Below are 14,021 nucleotides of genomic sequence, written 5' to 3'. Positions count from 1 at the left end.
GTTAGGTTACAGCGCACGGTACTTATCTCTTAATCGTTGTCTTACCCATTCCGCCAGAGAGTTGGCAGCAAACGTGAACATCAGCAAAATCAGCGCCGCGAGGAACAGAATCCGGAAATGCGAGCTGCCCACTTCAGACTCGGGCATTTCAACCGCAATGGTGGCGGATAGCGTGCGCATGCCTTCGAGAATGTTCCAATCCATAATGGGGGTGTTTCCGGTCGCCATCAGCACAATCATGGTTTCCCCCACAGCACGGCCCAGCCCCATCATGACGGCTGAGAAAATCCCCGGGCTGGCGGTCAGTAACACCACATGAATCAACGTCTGCCAGGGCGTAGCACCCAGGGCGAGCGAGCCGTCAGACAAGTGCTTGGGCACAGAGAAAATCGCATCTTCTGCGATGGTAAAAATGGTCGGTATCACCGCAAATCCCATCGCAAAGCCCACCACCAGCGCGTTACGCTGATCATAGTCGATGCCATGGCTGGCGAGAAATACGCGAATGTCACCGTGAAACAACCCGTCTTCCAACTGGGCGCTGTTGAGCATCAGCAATGTAGTCAGGATCACCAGCACGGGCATCAGAATCAACACATGCCAGCCATTAGGTAAACGCCCCGTCCATCGGGTCGGGAGCAGTTGGTATACCGCCCCGACCACCACCGTGGCCAGCGGCAGAAAAACCAGCAGAACGAACACTGCCGTCAGGTGTGTTTCGACAATGGGTGCAAACCAGAGCCCAGCCAGAAAACCAATGATCACGGTCGGTAACGCTTCCATCAGTTCGACCGTCGGTTTAACCACACGACGCAAACGGGGGGACATAAAATACGCCGTGTATATTGCACCGAGAATGGCAATCGGCACCGCAAACAACATCGCGTAAGCGGCCGCTTTCAGGGTACCAAACGCGATCGGTATCAGGCTGAACTTGGCTTCAAAATCATCACTGGCAGAAGTGGTCTGCCACACATATTGCGGCTCAGGATAACTTTCATACCAGACTTTTTGCCACAACGAAGATAGCGAAATTTCCGGATAGCCGTTGTCGACTTTTGCAACGTTCAACAGCCCATCGAGATACGTGAGTAAAAAACGTTCATTGTTCGACATCGCCGCCAGTTGCGGTACCTGAGTGTAGGCGCGATCAAACAACACCAGCTTTTCACTGGTCGTGTAATGACTCTGCACCGTCCCATTCAGATAAAAACTGTAGAAGCCCTTACGATAGGTATCCGGCAGCAACAATTTCAACTGTGACGCGAGTTTGAACGAGCGGATCTGGGTAAGATGACGCTGTTGATCTTTGAGAACATCGAACCACTGTGTGACGAGGCCATCTTTATGCGTCACCAATAACGAGTACGCGCCGGACAGCAGCGTCACATCCGTTACGCCATGGCGGGTGGCTCCGTCACTCAGATCCACCACTTCGCGCACCGCATACCCGCTCTGGTGACGCCGGGCCACCACCAGTTCCGAACCGGTGCGCAGATACAGCGTTTGGCCATCCGGTGTCAGCAACATCTGATCCAGGCCGATGAATGGGGTTGGAAAAACAAACTGATGGATCCGTTGCTGAGCATCCAGCCATTTGACCGCCACACTGTTGTCATCAAAATACCCGGCCGCAGTCGGTGTTCGGCCAGACACGCCAAACACAAACTGCTTGAGTCGTTGGCTGCCAAACGTCAGTGTCAGTTTATCGGCCTGAGGATAACGTACAACTTTCGGTGATGGTGATTGCCCTGACGGACTGTTCAGCGCGGCGGGTTGTGGTTTGAATATCGTCAGATGACCTTGCGAAGTGGCGGCGGCAAGCCACCCTGAAGAGGGCTGGCCACGGGCGAACAGACTCCCTGGCGGCGCGACCTGTTCAGAATATTTCGCCGCGCTGGCAGGCGACGTCATTGCCCAGAAATCAAGTTGTCCTTCAGCGGATAAGGTATACGCCAGTTCACCACTGTCATCCAAACCGATGAATACGGGATCGCTGATCGAGATCGATGTTTGAGCCTGGTTGGGATGAATTTTGGCGTCGGAAAACAGAGGCAACACGATCATCGCCAGATAGATAAAGATCAACACCAGCGCCGCCAATACACTGACGCCACCAAAAGACACGGCCGCACGAACCAGGCGATCTTTCACCAATCGCTTTCTGTCGCGTTCCTGCAATGAAAATTCGGCCTTTGCCATGTCTTCCTCTACCATTTATACGCTGGTGTCATATTATTTCGTTTAGGTGACATTTATATTACAGATCGCATTAAACAACTGAAATCCATACAACAATAAAGTTTGGTCTATTTTGAAATAAAATTGTCATATTTACTCACTAAGTTGCTTAACAAGTTGCGTTTTTAGTCAATAATGGCTGCTTGGGGTTGGAAAGGTAAAGATGAGTGCTGAGAAACTGTATATTGAAAAAGAGTTGAGTTGGTTGTCATTTAACGAGCGGGTGCTGCAAGAAGCCGCTGATAAATCCGTCCCATTGATCGAGCGCATCCGCTTTCTGGGTATTTTTTCCAACAACCTGGATGAGTTTTATAAAGTTCGCTTTTCCGACGTCAAGCGTCGCATTTTGATCAACCAGGATCGCGGCGTCAACGACAACTCCAAACACCTGCTGACCAAAATGCAAAACAAGGCCCTCAAACTCAACCAACGTTTCGATGAGTTATACGGTGAGCTGATCATGGAAATGGCCCGCCGGCGGATCTTCCTGGTAAATGAAACCCAACTCAACGAAACCCAACAAAAGTGGATCCGAAAATACTTCCGCAATGAAGTCTTGCCTCACCTCACTCCGCTGCTGATCAGTGACGAAATTGATGTGCTTGAGTTTCTCAAAGACGAATATGCCTATATTGCCGTCGAGTTGCGGAAGGGAGAAAACAGACAATACGCACTGCTGGAAATTCCAACCGATCACTTGCCACGCTTTGTCATGGTACCAGAGCAAAAAGGCAAACGGCGCAAGACCATCATTCTGCTGGATAATATTATCCGTTATTGTTTCGATGACATATTTCAGGGCTTTTTTGAGTACGACGAGCTCAACGGTTACGCCATGAAGATGACCCGGGATGCGGAATACGATCTGAGTAATGAGGTGGAACACAGCCTGCTGGAGCAGATGTCCGAAGGCCTGGCGCAACGCCTGAGTGCCATGCCGGTGCGTTTTGTCTACGAGACGGACATGCCCGAAGCCATGTTGAGCCTGCTTTGCAACAAGCTGCAAATTTCTAACTACGACAGTCTGATCCCGGGGGGGCGCTACCATAATTTTAAGGATTTTATCGGCTTTCCGAATGTTGGTCGTGATTATCTGGAAAACCGGCCACTGCCGCCGATGAAATGTGCCGATTTTGACGGCTACGCCAATAAATTCGACGCCATCCGCGCGCAGGACATTTTGCTCTATTACCCTTATCACACCTTTGAGCACATCACCGAACTGGTGCGCCAGGCGTCGTTCGATCCCAAAGTATTGAGCATCAAAATCAACATCTACCGGGTAGCCAAAGATTCACGTTTGATGAATTCACTCATCGACGCGGTACACAACGGCAAAAGCGTGACGGTGGTGGTGGAGCTTCAGGCCCGGTTCGACGAAGAAGCCAATATTGAATGGTCACGCGTCCTGACCGAAGCCGGCGTCCATGTCGTGTTTGGTGCACCAGGGTTAAAAATTCACTCCAAACTGCTGCTGATCACCCGTCGAGAAGACGAAGAGTTGGTGAGTTATGCTCATATCGGCACGGGTAACTTCCATGAAAAAACCGCGCGGCTTTACACCGACTTCTCCCTGCTGACCGCCGATCCTGAATTAACCAATGAAGTACGCAATGTGTTTGGTTACATTGAAAACCCTTACCGGCCAGTGCGCTTCAACCACCTGTTAGTGTCGCCGCGCAATGCCCGTAAGCAGCTCTACCGACTGATCGACGCCGAAACCGCTAACGCTCGCGCTGGCAAAAAGGCCGCCATTACCCTCAAAGTGAATAATTTGGTCGATAAAGGACTAGTGAACAAGCTCTATGGCGCCAGTGCATCCGGCGTGGAGATCAACATGATCATCCGCGGTATGTGCTCTCTGGTCCCAGGCGTGGAGGGGGTCAGTGATAACATTAAAATCATCAGCATTGTTGATCGCTTCCTCGAACACCCCAGAGTGCTCATCACCCACAATGACGGTGACCCGCTGGTGTACATTTCCTCAGCAGACTGGATGACCCGCAACATCGATCATCGCATTGAGGTCGCAGCGCCTATTCGTGAGCCACGCCTGAAACAACGCATTATTGATATCATTGACATTCATTTCACTGATACTGTAAAAGCGCGTTGGATAGACAAAGAGATGAGCAATACTTACGTACCGCGCGGAAATCGCAAAAAAGTCCGTTCGCAAATTGCCATCTATGACTATCTTAAAAATGTAGAAAAGCAGACTAAAAAACGTAGAGAGCAGTTAAACACGAATGAATCACCCCACTGATACCCGAGATATCGCAGCGATAGACCTCGGCTCCAACAGCTTCCACATGGTGGTCGCCAAGGTCGTCGGTCAGGATCTGCAGCTGATAAGCCGCCACAAACAGCGTGTCCGTATGGCGTCTGGCCTGGATGGGCAGCAAAACCTCGACCACGCCGCGATCGAACGCGGTCTGGAGTGTCTGGCTATGTTCGCCGAGCGATTGCAGGGGTTCAGCCCGGAAAATGTTCGTATTGCGGCCACGCACACTCTGCGTCAAGCCAACAACGCTCACATCTTTCTCCAGCGGGCGCTTGAGGTTCTGCCCTTCCCCATCGAAATCATTCCGGGTGAAGAAGAGGCGCGTCTGATCTATCAAGGCGTCGCCCATACTCAGCCCGAGTCCGATTCAAAATTGGTGATTGATATTGGAGGAGGCAGCACCGAGCTGGTGATCGGCAAAGGCTTTGCGGCCGATCTGGTCAACAGTAAACAGATGGGGTGCGTTAGTTACACAGATCGATACTTTGCCAACGGCAAACTGTCGAAAAAGAACTTTGCCAAAGCCACTCTCGCGGCGGAGCAAAAACTCGAGTCGATCGCCTCACGCTATCGTAAAAAAGGCTGGGACATTGCACTTGGGTCATCGGGCACGATCAAAGCGATCCGAGAAGTGCTGATCGGCCTTGGTTACGATGATGGTTTTATTAACGCCAAACGGCTGGAAAAGCTGATAGAAAAGCTGTGTGAGTGGCACACCATCGACGACATCACCCTGTCAGGTTTAACCGACGAACGTAAACCAGTGTTTGCTGCCGGTGTGGCGATTTTACACGCTATTTTTCTGGCCCTGAGAATTGAAGAGATGCACTTTTCTGAAGGCGCTTTGCGTGAAGGCCTGCTGTATGAAATGGAAGATCGTTTTAAGCGCCTCGATATCCGGATGCGCACCACCGAAGCGCTGGCACAAAAACACAACGTCGATTTAGAGCACGCCGCGAAAGTCAAAGGTCAGGCACGTGAATTTCTCGATCAAGTGGCTGATGCACTAGGCATGGGTAAGCAGTCAGAGCTGTTTGATTTACTCGAATGGAGCGCCTTATTGCATGAAGTCGGGCTGAGTATCAGCCTACAGGGTGTACACCGTCATTCGGCTTACATCCTGCGCCATACCAACATGCCGGGGTTCAACCATGAACAACAACTGGTGATGGCCATGCTGGCACGCTTTCATCGTAAAGCGCTTAAACTTAATGATCTCGAAGATTTTACCCTGTTTAAGAAAAAACACATCATCAGCCTGATCCGGATTTTGCGCCTGGCGATCCTGCTGAATGGCCAGCGCAACGACGATCCGCTCCCTGAACTGAGGTTGAACATCGACGATGACAGCTGGACTCTCGCCAGCCCAGACGAGCACTGGCTGGAAAACAATAAGCTGCTGGATGCCGATTTACAGTCTGAGCAAGAGTACTGGCGATCGGCGGGCTGGGAGCTGCGCTTTTAAAAAATGCTGGCCTTGCCAGCATTTTTTATTCGATGCCTAACTTCTTCAGCTCCTGCTGCGCCACTTCCGGCGAAATGGGCATATACCCGTCTTTCACCACGATCGCCTGTCCTTGTTGAGAATAGATAAAACGAACAAACTCGCGTTGCAGAGGGGACAAGGGCTTGTGCGGTTCTTTGTTGATGTACACATACAGGTAACGAGACAACGGATAGTCGCCACTGAGAATGTTCTGCTGCGTTGGGGCCACATAGTCCGTGCCATCCCGGCTGATTGACAGCAGTTTCACGCCCGAGACCCGGTACCCGACACCAGAATAGCCAATCGCATTGATGGATGACGCCACCGACTGAACCACAGAGGCCGAGCCTGGCTGCTCATTGACGTTGTTCTTAAAATCCCCCCCACACAGGGCATTTTGCTTGAAATAGCCGTACGTGCCGGACACCGAATTGCGTCCAAACATTTGAATCCCACGTTTGGCCCATTCATATTCCAACCCGAGTTGAGACCAAGTCGTAATTGGACGGGTTTCACCGCAGCGTAATGTAGAAGAGAAAATCGCGTCTAACTGACGAAAGTTCAATCCTTGCACTGGATTATCGCGTTGGACAAACACGCCGATGGCATCAATCGCCACCCGCAGTGCGGTTGGACGATAGCCACGTGCGCGTTCAAACGACTCGATTTCTCGGTTACGCATCGGCCGGCTCATGGGACCAAACTGAGCGGTGCCTTCGGTCAATGCCGGAGGGGCTGTGGAGGACCCAGATGCCTGCACCTGACCATTCACATTGGGATAAAGACGCTTAAACTCTTCAACCCAAAGCGTCATCATCCCCGCCAATGTATCCGAGCCAACCGATGACAGGCTGCCCGAAATGCCCGGCGTTTTGATATAAGGTGTTAACGTCACCGGCTGCTGTGCCTTAATTGGCGCGCTCAAGAGCGTCAACACCACGGCGGCGCCTGTCATAAAGCGTGTGTACATCATTTCACTATCAACCGGCTAGGCAGGATAAACGAGAATTTACTGCCAGCACCGACCTCACTGTGAATATCCAGATGTGAATCGTGATGGCTGAGTGCGTGCTTAACGATCGCCAGACCCAGGCCGCTGCCTCCGGTATCCCGCGAGCGTGCTTTGTCGACCCGATAGAAGCGCTCGGTCAGGCGATGAATGTGCTGCGGCTCTATGCCTTCGCCACTGTCTTCCACCTCCAGACAAGCCCCCTGAGCCGTCTGGAACCAGCGTACATTGATCTCGGCGCCCGCTGGGGTGTATTTGACCGCATTGTACACCAGATTGGAAATGGCACTGCGAAGCTGATCGTCATCGCCAAGTACCCTCAAGCTGCTGTCGACATCAAAATGCAGCCGGTGCGCGTGATCACCGCTTAAACTAAGCGCTTCTTTTTCCAATACCTGGAGCATCTCCGGCACATTGACCACTTCGTCTAACTCGTGCATTGGCGCCGCCTCGATTTTTGACAGGGTCAGTAACTGATTGACCAGACTGTTCATCCGGTTGAGCTGTTCGGTCATGACACCGTGTGCTTTGCTCCACATCGGGCCAACAACCATGTCCGGATCTTCGGTCATTTCAAGGTAGCCTTGCAGTACCGTCATTGGTGTACGCAATTCATGAGAGACGTTGGCAAAGAAGTTGCGGCGCATGCCTTCCAACTGTTTCAACTGGGTGACATCACGCACGACCATCAAGTGTTCGCCTTCGGTATACGGTACGATACGCAGTTCTAACATACGTTCCACGTTAAGGGGGGAGCGCATTTCCAATGGCTCTGCGAAATCTTTCTTTCCGAGGTATTTGATAAAATCTGGAGTACGGATGAGATTCGAAATAGGTTGTCCGGCATCATCCGGCCAACGAAAGCCCAACAGATGCTGAGCCAGGCGGTTGCACCAGACAATATTACCTTCATCGCGAAACACCACCACCGCGTCCGGCAGCGATTCCGCTCCGTTACGAAAGCGGCGAATCAAATTGGTCAGTTCTTTTCGCTTGCGACGCTGACGCTGCTGCAGTCGGTAAATACCGTTAAACAGGTATTCCCAGTTTCCCGATCCCGACGGAGGCGTCAGCCGTTTTTCGTCCCACAGCCACGCCGAGAGACGCATCTGATTGTGCAGATGCCATACAAGCTGCAAAGCCGTAGCTGCCAACAGCAGCCACGGCATATAGCCAAAAATCCACCCGACGATGAGCCAGGGGGAGTAAAAAAAAGCCAGCTCCCATGCCAGCTTTTTCCAGGTTAATCGTTCAACCATTCAATTCCTTAGCCACAACCTTATGCTTTCGTAGAGAAACGGTAGCCGGCGCCACGGACGGTCTGGATCAGTTTATCGTGCCCAGCCACTTCCAGCGCTTTGCGCAGACGACGGATATGCACATCGACCGTGCGATCTTCAACATACACATTGGTCCCCCACACGTTATTCAACAGCTGCTCACGGCTGTAAACACGTTCCTGGTGGGTCATAAAGAAATGCAGCATCTTAAACTCTGTCGGGCCCATATCGAGCGGGGTGTCATTCGCGGTGACGCGGTGTGATACCGGATCCAACTTCAGTCCCTGAACATCAATTACGTCTTCCAATGCCGTAGGGGTCACGCGGCGAATAACCGCCTTGAGGCGTGCGACCAGCTCTTTAGGTGAGAAAGGTTTGGTAATGTAATCATCCGCGCCCACTTCCAGGCCCCGGACTTTGTCTTCTTCTTCACCACGTGCCGTCAGCATCACCACCGGTATGTTGCGGGTCAGCTCTTCGCGCTTCATGTGTTTGATAAAGTTGATGCCGCTGCCGCCAGGCAGCATCCAGTCAAGCAGCACTAAATCAGGGAAGGGTTCAGCCAATTTGTTTACCGCAGTGTCGTAGTCCTCGGCTTCCACTGCTTGGTAACCTTTTTGCTCAAGTACGAAGCACAGCATCTCACGAATCGGCGCTTCGTCTTCAACAACCAGAATCCTTCTAGACATAATTGAGTAACCTTTGTGTTTAATCGACGCTATGCATTATCAAGATCAATTATGACACTTTTGTGACCTTTGCAAACAAATTTTCATATAAGTTTCGTATCAAATTCATTGTGATAACTTAAGACAAGCGGCGCAAAATTGCCTAAAATTGGCAGTCACTTTCAGGTAAGAGAAAAAGTATGTGGTTTAAAAACTGTTTAGTGTATCGCTTTAATCGCGATATCGAATTCAATGCTGACCAACTGGAAACACAGTTGGCAGAGTTCCGTTTCACACCATGTGGTAGTCAGGATAAACAGAAATTCGGCTGGGTAACCGCAATGGGCAAACACGGCGATATGATGACTCACGTGTCGGACAACCGCATCCTGATCTGTGCCAAAAAAGAAGAAAAAATGCTGCCGGCTTCGGTGATCAAAGAATCACTTAACGCCAAAGTGGACGCGATGGAAGTCGAGGAGGGTCGTCCGCTGAAAAAGAAAGAAAAAGACAACCTGAAAGAAGACATCATCATTGATCTTCTGCCGCGCGCATTTAGCCGCAGCCAACTGACCTTTGTTCTGATCATGCCTCAAGAGGGCTTTATTCTGGTTGATGCCAGCAGCTATAAAAAAGCCGAAGATGTTCTGGCGCTGTTGCGTAAAACCATGGGTAGCTTGCCCGTCGTCCCGGCGATTCCAGACGCTCCTGTGGAAAACACCCTGACCGAATGGGTGAAAAATGGTGATACACCACAAGGATTCAGCATGCTTGACGAAGCGGAGCTGAAATCTGCCATGGAAGATGGCGGCGTGATCCGCTGTAAAAAACAAGAACTGACAGCCGATGAGATCCAAAGCCACATCGACGCTAATAAACTGGTGACTAAACTGGCTCTGAGCTGGCAAGAACGTCTCGAGTTTATTCTGGCCGATGACGGCAGCATCAAGCGCCTGAAATTTTCCGATGAACTGAAAGATCAGAATGAAGATATTCCACGCGAAGACGCAGGAGCACGTTTTGATGCCGATTTTTCACTGATGTGCGGTGAAATGAGTGCGTTTCTGCCTAACCTCTATGACGCACTGGGTGGCTTACCTCATCCGAATGCGTAATAGCAATGCTGACATATCAGGCTCCCGACTCGGGGGCCTTTTTTATACCCGGACTTTTACTAGTGATATTTTCCTAGTCAAGGATCACGTTTTCACGTAAAATTTGCGCCCCCTGATTCCATAAGGTGGAATCAGCCTGACTTGAGATCAGATTAAGAGAAAGAAGCAATGACAACTGAAACACCATTCGTTCCTGAACTGCTGTCACCAGCAGGCAGCCTGAAAAATATGCGCTATGCATTTGCTTATGGCGCAGATGCCGTGTACGCCGGTCAACCTCGTTATAGCCTGCGCGTACGCAACAACGAGTTCAATCACGAAAACCTCAAAATCGGCATCGATGAAGCCCACGAGCAAGGTAAGAAATTCTATGTGGTCTGCAATATTCAGCCACACAACTCGAAATTGAAAACCTTTATTCGTGACCTGAAACCCGTTGTTGAGATGGGCCCGGACGCTCTGATCATGTCTGATCCGGGTTTAATCATGATGGTTCGTGAAGCCTTCCCAGAGATGGCAATTCATCTCTCAGTGCAAGCCAACGCAGTCAACTGGGCAACCGTCAAGTTCTGGGCCGCCAATGGCGTTGAACGTGTGATTGTGTCTCGCGAATTGTCTCTGGAAGAAATCGAAGAGATCCGAGAACACTGTCCGGAGACCGAATTAGAAGTGTTCGTGCACGGCGCTCTGTGTATGGCCTATTCCGGCCGTTGCCTGTTGTCTGGCTACATCAATAAGCGCGACCCAAACCAGGGCACTTGCACCAACGCATGCCGCTGGGAGTATAAGGTCGAAAAAGGCAAAGAAGACGACTCTGGCCAGATCGTCGAAGAATTCGATCCCAATGCAGCTCAATCCATTGAAGTGCAGGATGAACGTCCGGAAACCACCATTGGCCGTGGTAAGCCGATAGACGATGTAGTGCTGCTGTCTGAAAGCCACCGTCCGGAAGAAAAAATGGCGGCGTTTGAGGATGAGCACGGAACTTATATCATGAACTCCAAAGATCTGCGCGCAATTCAGCACGTTGAACGCCTGACCAAAATGGGAGTCCACTCTCTTAAGATTGAGGGGCGGACCAAATCGTTCTACTACTGCGCGCGCACCGCGCAGGTGTACCGCAAAGCAATCGATGATGCCGTTGCCGGTAAACCGTTTGACGAGAGCCTGATGAGTACACTGGAAAGTCTGGCACACCGTGGTTATACCGAAGGCTTCCTACGCCGTCATACCCATGATGCCTATCAGAACTACGATTACGGCTATTCCGTTTCAGATGCTCAGCAGTTTGTCGGAGAGTTCACAGGCAAGCGTCGCGGTGACATGGTGGAAGTGGAAGTCAAAAACAAGTTTTTGATTGGCGACAGCCTGGAGTTGATGACCCCAAAAGGCAATGTCGTCTTTACCCTTGAAGCGATGGAAAACCGCAAAGGACAAGCCATTGACGATGCGAAAGGCAACGGCCACTTTGTCTACATTCCGGTTCCAGAAGACATGGACCTGAACTATGGTCTGCTGATGCGTAACCTCAATTCTGGCCAAGATACTCGCAATCCAACAGGTAACTAACGATGGCTCTGCTGATCACGGATAAATGCATTAACTGTGACATGTGCGACCCAGAGTGTCCCAATGGTGCCATTTCGATGGGCGAATCCATTTTCGAGATTGACCCGGCTCTGTGTACCGAATGTAAAGGGCATTATGAGAAGCCGACCTGTCAGTCCGTATGCCCAATTACAAAATGCATCATCACTGATCCGAATCACATTGAAACAGAAGAACAGCTGTTAGAGAAATTTGTGATCATTCAGGGACTCGCCTAGAAAAATGAGGCCACCGTAATAGGTGGCCTTTGATTAACCGGATTTTTCCATCGGATAAATGTTGCAGAATAGCTCTTTTTCGTACTGATATTCCAACCGCTCTCGCCAGGGCAATGCATCTGAAATCGGGATTAAATAAAACGTCTCTCTGCCCATATCGGTAACGAATGCCATGCCATGCTGCATCAACTCATAGTGAACGTCATTGACAAACCCCATGCTGAAACTCTGGCGTCCGGTAAGCTGATTCACGTCCTCGCGTGTCATGGTGATCCCACCACTCTCCTGTTCAAAACGCGTTCTCAGCCAATCGGCAAACTCTCGTGCACAAATCATCGTCTTCATCCTTTCCTTGAAGTCTGTTTAACGAGTCGCAAGCCTCCGACCCACAGATTTAATTCATACCTTATCCTTCAGATGCCAACCGATTGATACTCAGGTAATCACTGCCCGAATCGCAGAGTCGCGAAACGGATCAGCCTGATCGTTCTGCTGACCTACAGCGTGTGCCTTAGGTAAGTCATACTCGATAAATTCACTGTAGACAAAAGTGTGACGCTTCTCCAGTTTTAGTTATGCAATTGCATTCCCAAAACTAAGACTCACAATACATACTCAACTGGTTGATTGCTCTAACATCGCCATACATTGAGACGGCATGCGCTTGACTGACGGCTTTTTCGTTGGCGTTTTAGTGGCGACGGGTTGCTGTATTTTTGGCTTGGGTTGTGGTTTCCAACTGGCCAGCTCAGCTCCACACCCATCCCCCCGAGGCGGCGGCGCCTGAGGTGTACAACTGCGATCGCCTTCAGGGCAGTTTAAGCGTACGTGCATATGGTAATGATGCCCCCACCACGGCCTGACCTTGCGCAGCCAGGTACGCTCCTCTGAAGGTTCACTGTCGCACAGCTGTTGCTTGATAACGGGGTGCACAAATATCCGAGCTACCTGATCGTAACTCGCCGCCATTTTTATCAGTTGGAAATGCTTTTGCTGCCAGTTCTCCCGTGTCAGTCGATACTGTTGAAGATTCACAACACTCACTGGCTCTGGCTTTGCCAACTCTGAGTCATTGAGTTTGACACTGCTTAAACGCAACCAAATGTCGATATCAAGCCCGGTTTGATGGCTGGAATGGCCGCTGGAAAAACGGCCACCTTGTGGTAGGGAAAGATCCCCCACCAACAGATTTGTGTTCAGGCTGGCATTCACCTTAGCAGCAAGCGATTCAATATATTCAATCGTTTGAGGATGCGCATAGTAACGTGCGCGTTGACTGCGCAGCACCTGGTAACCTTCTCCTTGTAACGGAAGAGGTTCTGCCCCCGCAATACAACCGTTCGCATAACTTCCGATCGATTGACTCGGCTGTGAAGAAGGCGATTTAAGTTGCTCCCAAGGCGTGGCATAAAGAGAAAATGGCCAAATGAGTAATCCTACTAAACAAAACTTGCGCATTTTCCCTCCTAGCGTTAATCAATAGTGCTGTGCATTATCATAGTATTCATTGGGGTTCAGTGCTGAGAAAATAACGGCAACATCAACATCTTCACCCATAATAGCACGCACCTGTTGAGTGATGATTTGAGCGACTTGATCCTGAACCTCCTGACCACGATCAAACCACAGCACCTCAACGAACGGATACGCCGCTGTCACTTCGCTTTCATAATAAAAAGTGGAGTAGATATACTCAAATGTAAAGTCTTCTCGTGGGCATACCATCAGAGGCTGCAGCTCGTCAAGCAAGGTATTAGATAGCGTTTGAACGGTTTGAGGCTCTACAGCACGAAAACGTAAATGGGGCATGGAAAAATCCTAAGTCATTGGGTTGATAAGAAATAATAGCAAGATATATGCGTAAACTCACGGCCGTCAGTATCAACTTATTTTGGGGGAAGCGGGGTTAGAAAAAAGGACAGAGATACGCTTGACGTATTTGAGCAGTGAAGATGAATAGTTTTAAAAGTAAAAAGGCCTCAGTCTTTCGACTGAGGCCTTGAATATGGCAGGGGTGGAGAGATTCGAACTCCCAACACGCGGATTTGGAATCCGCTGCTCTGCCAATTGGAGCTACACCCCTACAGTTCGTGTTTAATGAGACGACTCTCG

General features: G+C 50.4%; 12 protein-coding genes and 1 tRNA gene. 5 read left to right on the top strand and 8 right to left on the bottom strand.

What is annotated here, in order from left to right:
* Positions 1-6: 6 nt before the first annotated feature.
* Entirely contained in the window at positions 7-2,202 is a 2,196-nt protein-coding gene (locus VPR01S_RS16890) for an ABC transporter permease subunit (RefSeq protein WP_021706579.1), read from the bottom strand.
* A gap of 202 nt (positions 2,203-2,404) precedes the next feature.
* Here VPR01S_RS16890 and ppk1 point away from each other — a divergent pair, with 202 nt between their 5' ends.
* Together ppk1 and ppx are read left to right on the top strand one after the other, a co-directional pair.
* Complete coding sequence (gene ppk1 / locus VPR01S_RS16885; protein WP_021706578.1) at positions 2,405-4,507, top strand: polyphosphate kinase 1; 2,103 nt, start codon at positions 2,405-2,407, stop codon at positions 4,505-4,507.
* Entirely contained in the window at positions 4,491-5,990 is a 1,500-nt protein-coding gene (gene ppx, locus VPR01S_RS16880) for an exopolyphosphatase (RefSeq protein WP_021706577.1), read from the top strand. The genes ppk1 and ppx overlap by 17 nt, the downstream gene beginning before the upstream one ends.
* Before the next feature lie 25 nt (positions 5,991-6,015).
* On the opposite strand, the gene VPR01S_RS16875 is transcribed toward ppx, so the two are convergent.
* Genes VPR01S_RS16875 through phoB form a run of 3 tightly spaced genes read right to left on the bottom strand, consistent with a single transcriptional unit; the run spans position 6,016 to position 8,989 of the window.
* A complete protein-coding gene (locus tag VPR01S_RS16875) occupies positions 6,016-6,981 on the bottom strand; it encodes a PstS family phosphate ABC transporter substrate-binding protein (RefSeq protein WP_425585310.1) in 966 nt (321 codons plus the stop codon).
* Positions 6,981-8,279 (bottom strand): phosphate regulon sensor histidine kinase PhoR, encoded by a 1,299-nt coding sequence (phoR, locus tag VPR01S_RS16870; RefSeq protein WP_021706575.1) that lies wholly within the window; start codon positions 8,277-8,279, stop codon positions 6,981-6,983. The genes VPR01S_RS16875 and phoR overlap by 1 nt, the downstream gene beginning before the upstream one ends.
* Positions 8,280-8,299: 20 nt before the next feature.
* Complete coding sequence (phoB, locus tag VPR01S_RS16865; RefSeq protein ID WP_021706574.1) at positions 8,300-8,989, bottom strand: phosphate regulon transcriptional regulator PhoB; 690 nt, start codon at positions 8,987-8,989, stop codon at positions 8,300-8,302.
* A gap of 179 nt (positions 8,990-9,168) precedes the next feature.
* On the opposite strand from phoB, the gene rdgC reads away from it, so the two are divergent.
* The 3 genes from rdgC (at position 9,169) to VPR01S_RS16850 (ending at position 11,909) form a co-directional block, all read left to right on the top strand.
* Positions 9,169-10,083: a recombination-associated protein RdgC gene (rdgC, locus tag VPR01S_RS16860; RefSeq protein WP_021706573.1), complete on the top strand. Its 915-nt coding sequence runs from the start codon at positions 9,169-9,171 to the stop codon at positions 10,081-10,083.
* Positions 10,084-10,251: 168 nt separating this feature from the next.
* Positions 10,252-11,652, top strand: a complete 1,401-nt coding sequence (trhP, locus tag VPR01S_RS16855; RefSeq protein WP_021706572.1) for a prephenate-dependent tRNA uridine(34) hydroxylase TrhP — start codon at positions 10,252-10,254, stop codon at positions 11,650-11,652.
* A 2-nt stretch (positions 11,653-11,654) separates the two neighbouring features.
* Positions 11,655-11,909 (top strand): YfhL family 4Fe-4S dicluster ferredoxin, encoded by a 255-nt coding sequence (locus tag VPR01S_RS16850; RefSeq protein WP_021706571.1) that lies wholly within the window; start codon positions 11,655-11,657, stop codon positions 11,907-11,909.
* Between the two features lie 33 nt (positions 11,910-11,942).
* Here VPR01S_RS16850 and VPR01S_RS16845 read toward each other — a convergent pair whose 3' ends face one another.
* The 4 genes from VPR01S_RS16845 to VPR01S_RS16830 form a co-directional block, all read right to left on the bottom strand.
* The gene (locus tag VPR01S_RS16845) at positions 11,943-12,254 is read right to left on the bottom strand and encodes a hypothetical protein (protein ID WP_040903009.1); all 312 of its coding nucleotides are present in this window, start codon (positions 12,252-12,254) and stop codon (positions 11,943-11,945) included.
* A gap of 270 nt (positions 12,255-12,524) precedes the next feature.
* Positions 12,525-13,367 carry a penicillin-insensitive murein endopeptidase gene (mepA, locus tag VPR01S_RS16840; RefSeq protein ID WP_021706569.1) on the bottom strand — a complete coding sequence of 281 codons (843 nt, stop codon included), beginning with the start codon at positions 13,365-13,367 and terminating at the stop codon, positions 12,525-12,527.
* Between the two features lie 18 nt (positions 13,368-13,385).
* The gene (locus tag VPR01S_RS16835) at positions 13,386-13,718 is read right to left on the bottom strand and encodes a DUF1904 domain-containing protein (RefSeq protein ID WP_021706568.1); all 333 of its coding nucleotides are present in this window, start codon (positions 13,716-13,718) and stop codon (positions 13,386-13,388) included.
* A 197-nt stretch (positions 13,719-13,915) separates the two neighbouring features.
* Positions 13,916-13,992: transfer RNA gene (locus VPR01S_RS16830), tRNA-Trp, on the bottom strand.
* Between the last annotated feature and the right edge of the window lie 29 nt (positions 13,993-14,021).

The sequence above is a fragment of the Vibrio proteolyticus NBRC 13287 genome (genome assembly GCF_000467125.1).
GTDB classification, from domain to species: Bacteria; Pseudomonadota; Gammaproteobacteria; order Enterobacterales; family Vibrionaceae; genus Vibrio; species Vibrio proteolyticus.
The sequence above is the reverse complement of the archived record's forward strand: the minus strand, read 5'-3'. Positions and strand labels throughout refer to the sequence as shown.

What these genes read in the sequence shown, in the direction of transcription:
- rdgC (WP_021706573.1), top strand. Translation starts at nt 9,169, where the DNA reads ATGTGGTTTAAAAACTGTTTAGTGTATCGCTTTAATCGCGATATCGAA.
- ppx (WP_021706577.1), top strand. Translation starts at nt 4,491, where the DNA reads ATGAATCACCCCACTGATACCCGAGATATCGCAGCGATAGACCTCGGC.
- VPR01S_RS16850 (WP_021706571.1), top strand. Translation starts at nt 11,655, where the DNA reads ATGGCTCTGCTGATCACGGATAAATGCATTAACTGTGACATGTGCGAC.
- VPR01S_RS16845 (WP_040903009.1), bottom strand. Translation starts at nt 12,254, where the DNA reads ATGAAGACGATGATTTGTGCACGAGAGTTTGCCGATTGGCTGAGAACG.
- VPR01S_RS16835 (WP_021706568.1), bottom strand. Translation starts at nt 13,718, where the DNA reads ATGCCCCATTTACGTTTTCGTGCTGTAGAGCCTCAAACCGTTCAAACG.
- phoR (WP_021706575.1), bottom strand. Translation starts at nt 8,279, where the DNA reads ATGGTTGAACGATTAACCTGGAAAAAGCTGGCATGGGAGCTGGCTTTT.
- VPR01S_RS16875 (WP_425585310.1), bottom strand. Translation starts at nt 6,981, where the DNA reads ATGTACACACGCTTTATGACAGGCGCCGCCGTGGTGTTGACGCTCTTG.
- mepA (WP_021706569.1), bottom strand. Translation starts at nt 13,367, where the DNA reads ATGCGCAAGTTTTGTTTAGTAGGATTACTCATTTGGCCATTTTCTCTT.
- ppk1 (WP_021706578.1), top strand. Translation starts at nt 2,405, where the DNA reads ATGAGTGCTGAGAAACTGTATATTGAAAAAGAGTTGAGTTGGTTGTCA.
- phoB (WP_021706574.1), bottom strand. Translation starts at nt 8,989, where the DNA reads ATGTCTAGAAGGATTCTGGTTGTTGAAGACGAAGCGCCGATTCGTGAG.
- VPR01S_RS16890 (WP_021706579.1), bottom strand. Translation starts at nt 2,202, where the DNA reads ATGGCAAAGGCCGAATTTTCATTGCAGGAACGCGACAGAAAGCGATTG.
- trhP (WP_021706572.1), top strand. Translation starts at nt 10,252, where the DNA reads ATGACAACTGAAACACCATTCGTTCCTGAACTGCTGTCACCAGCAGGC.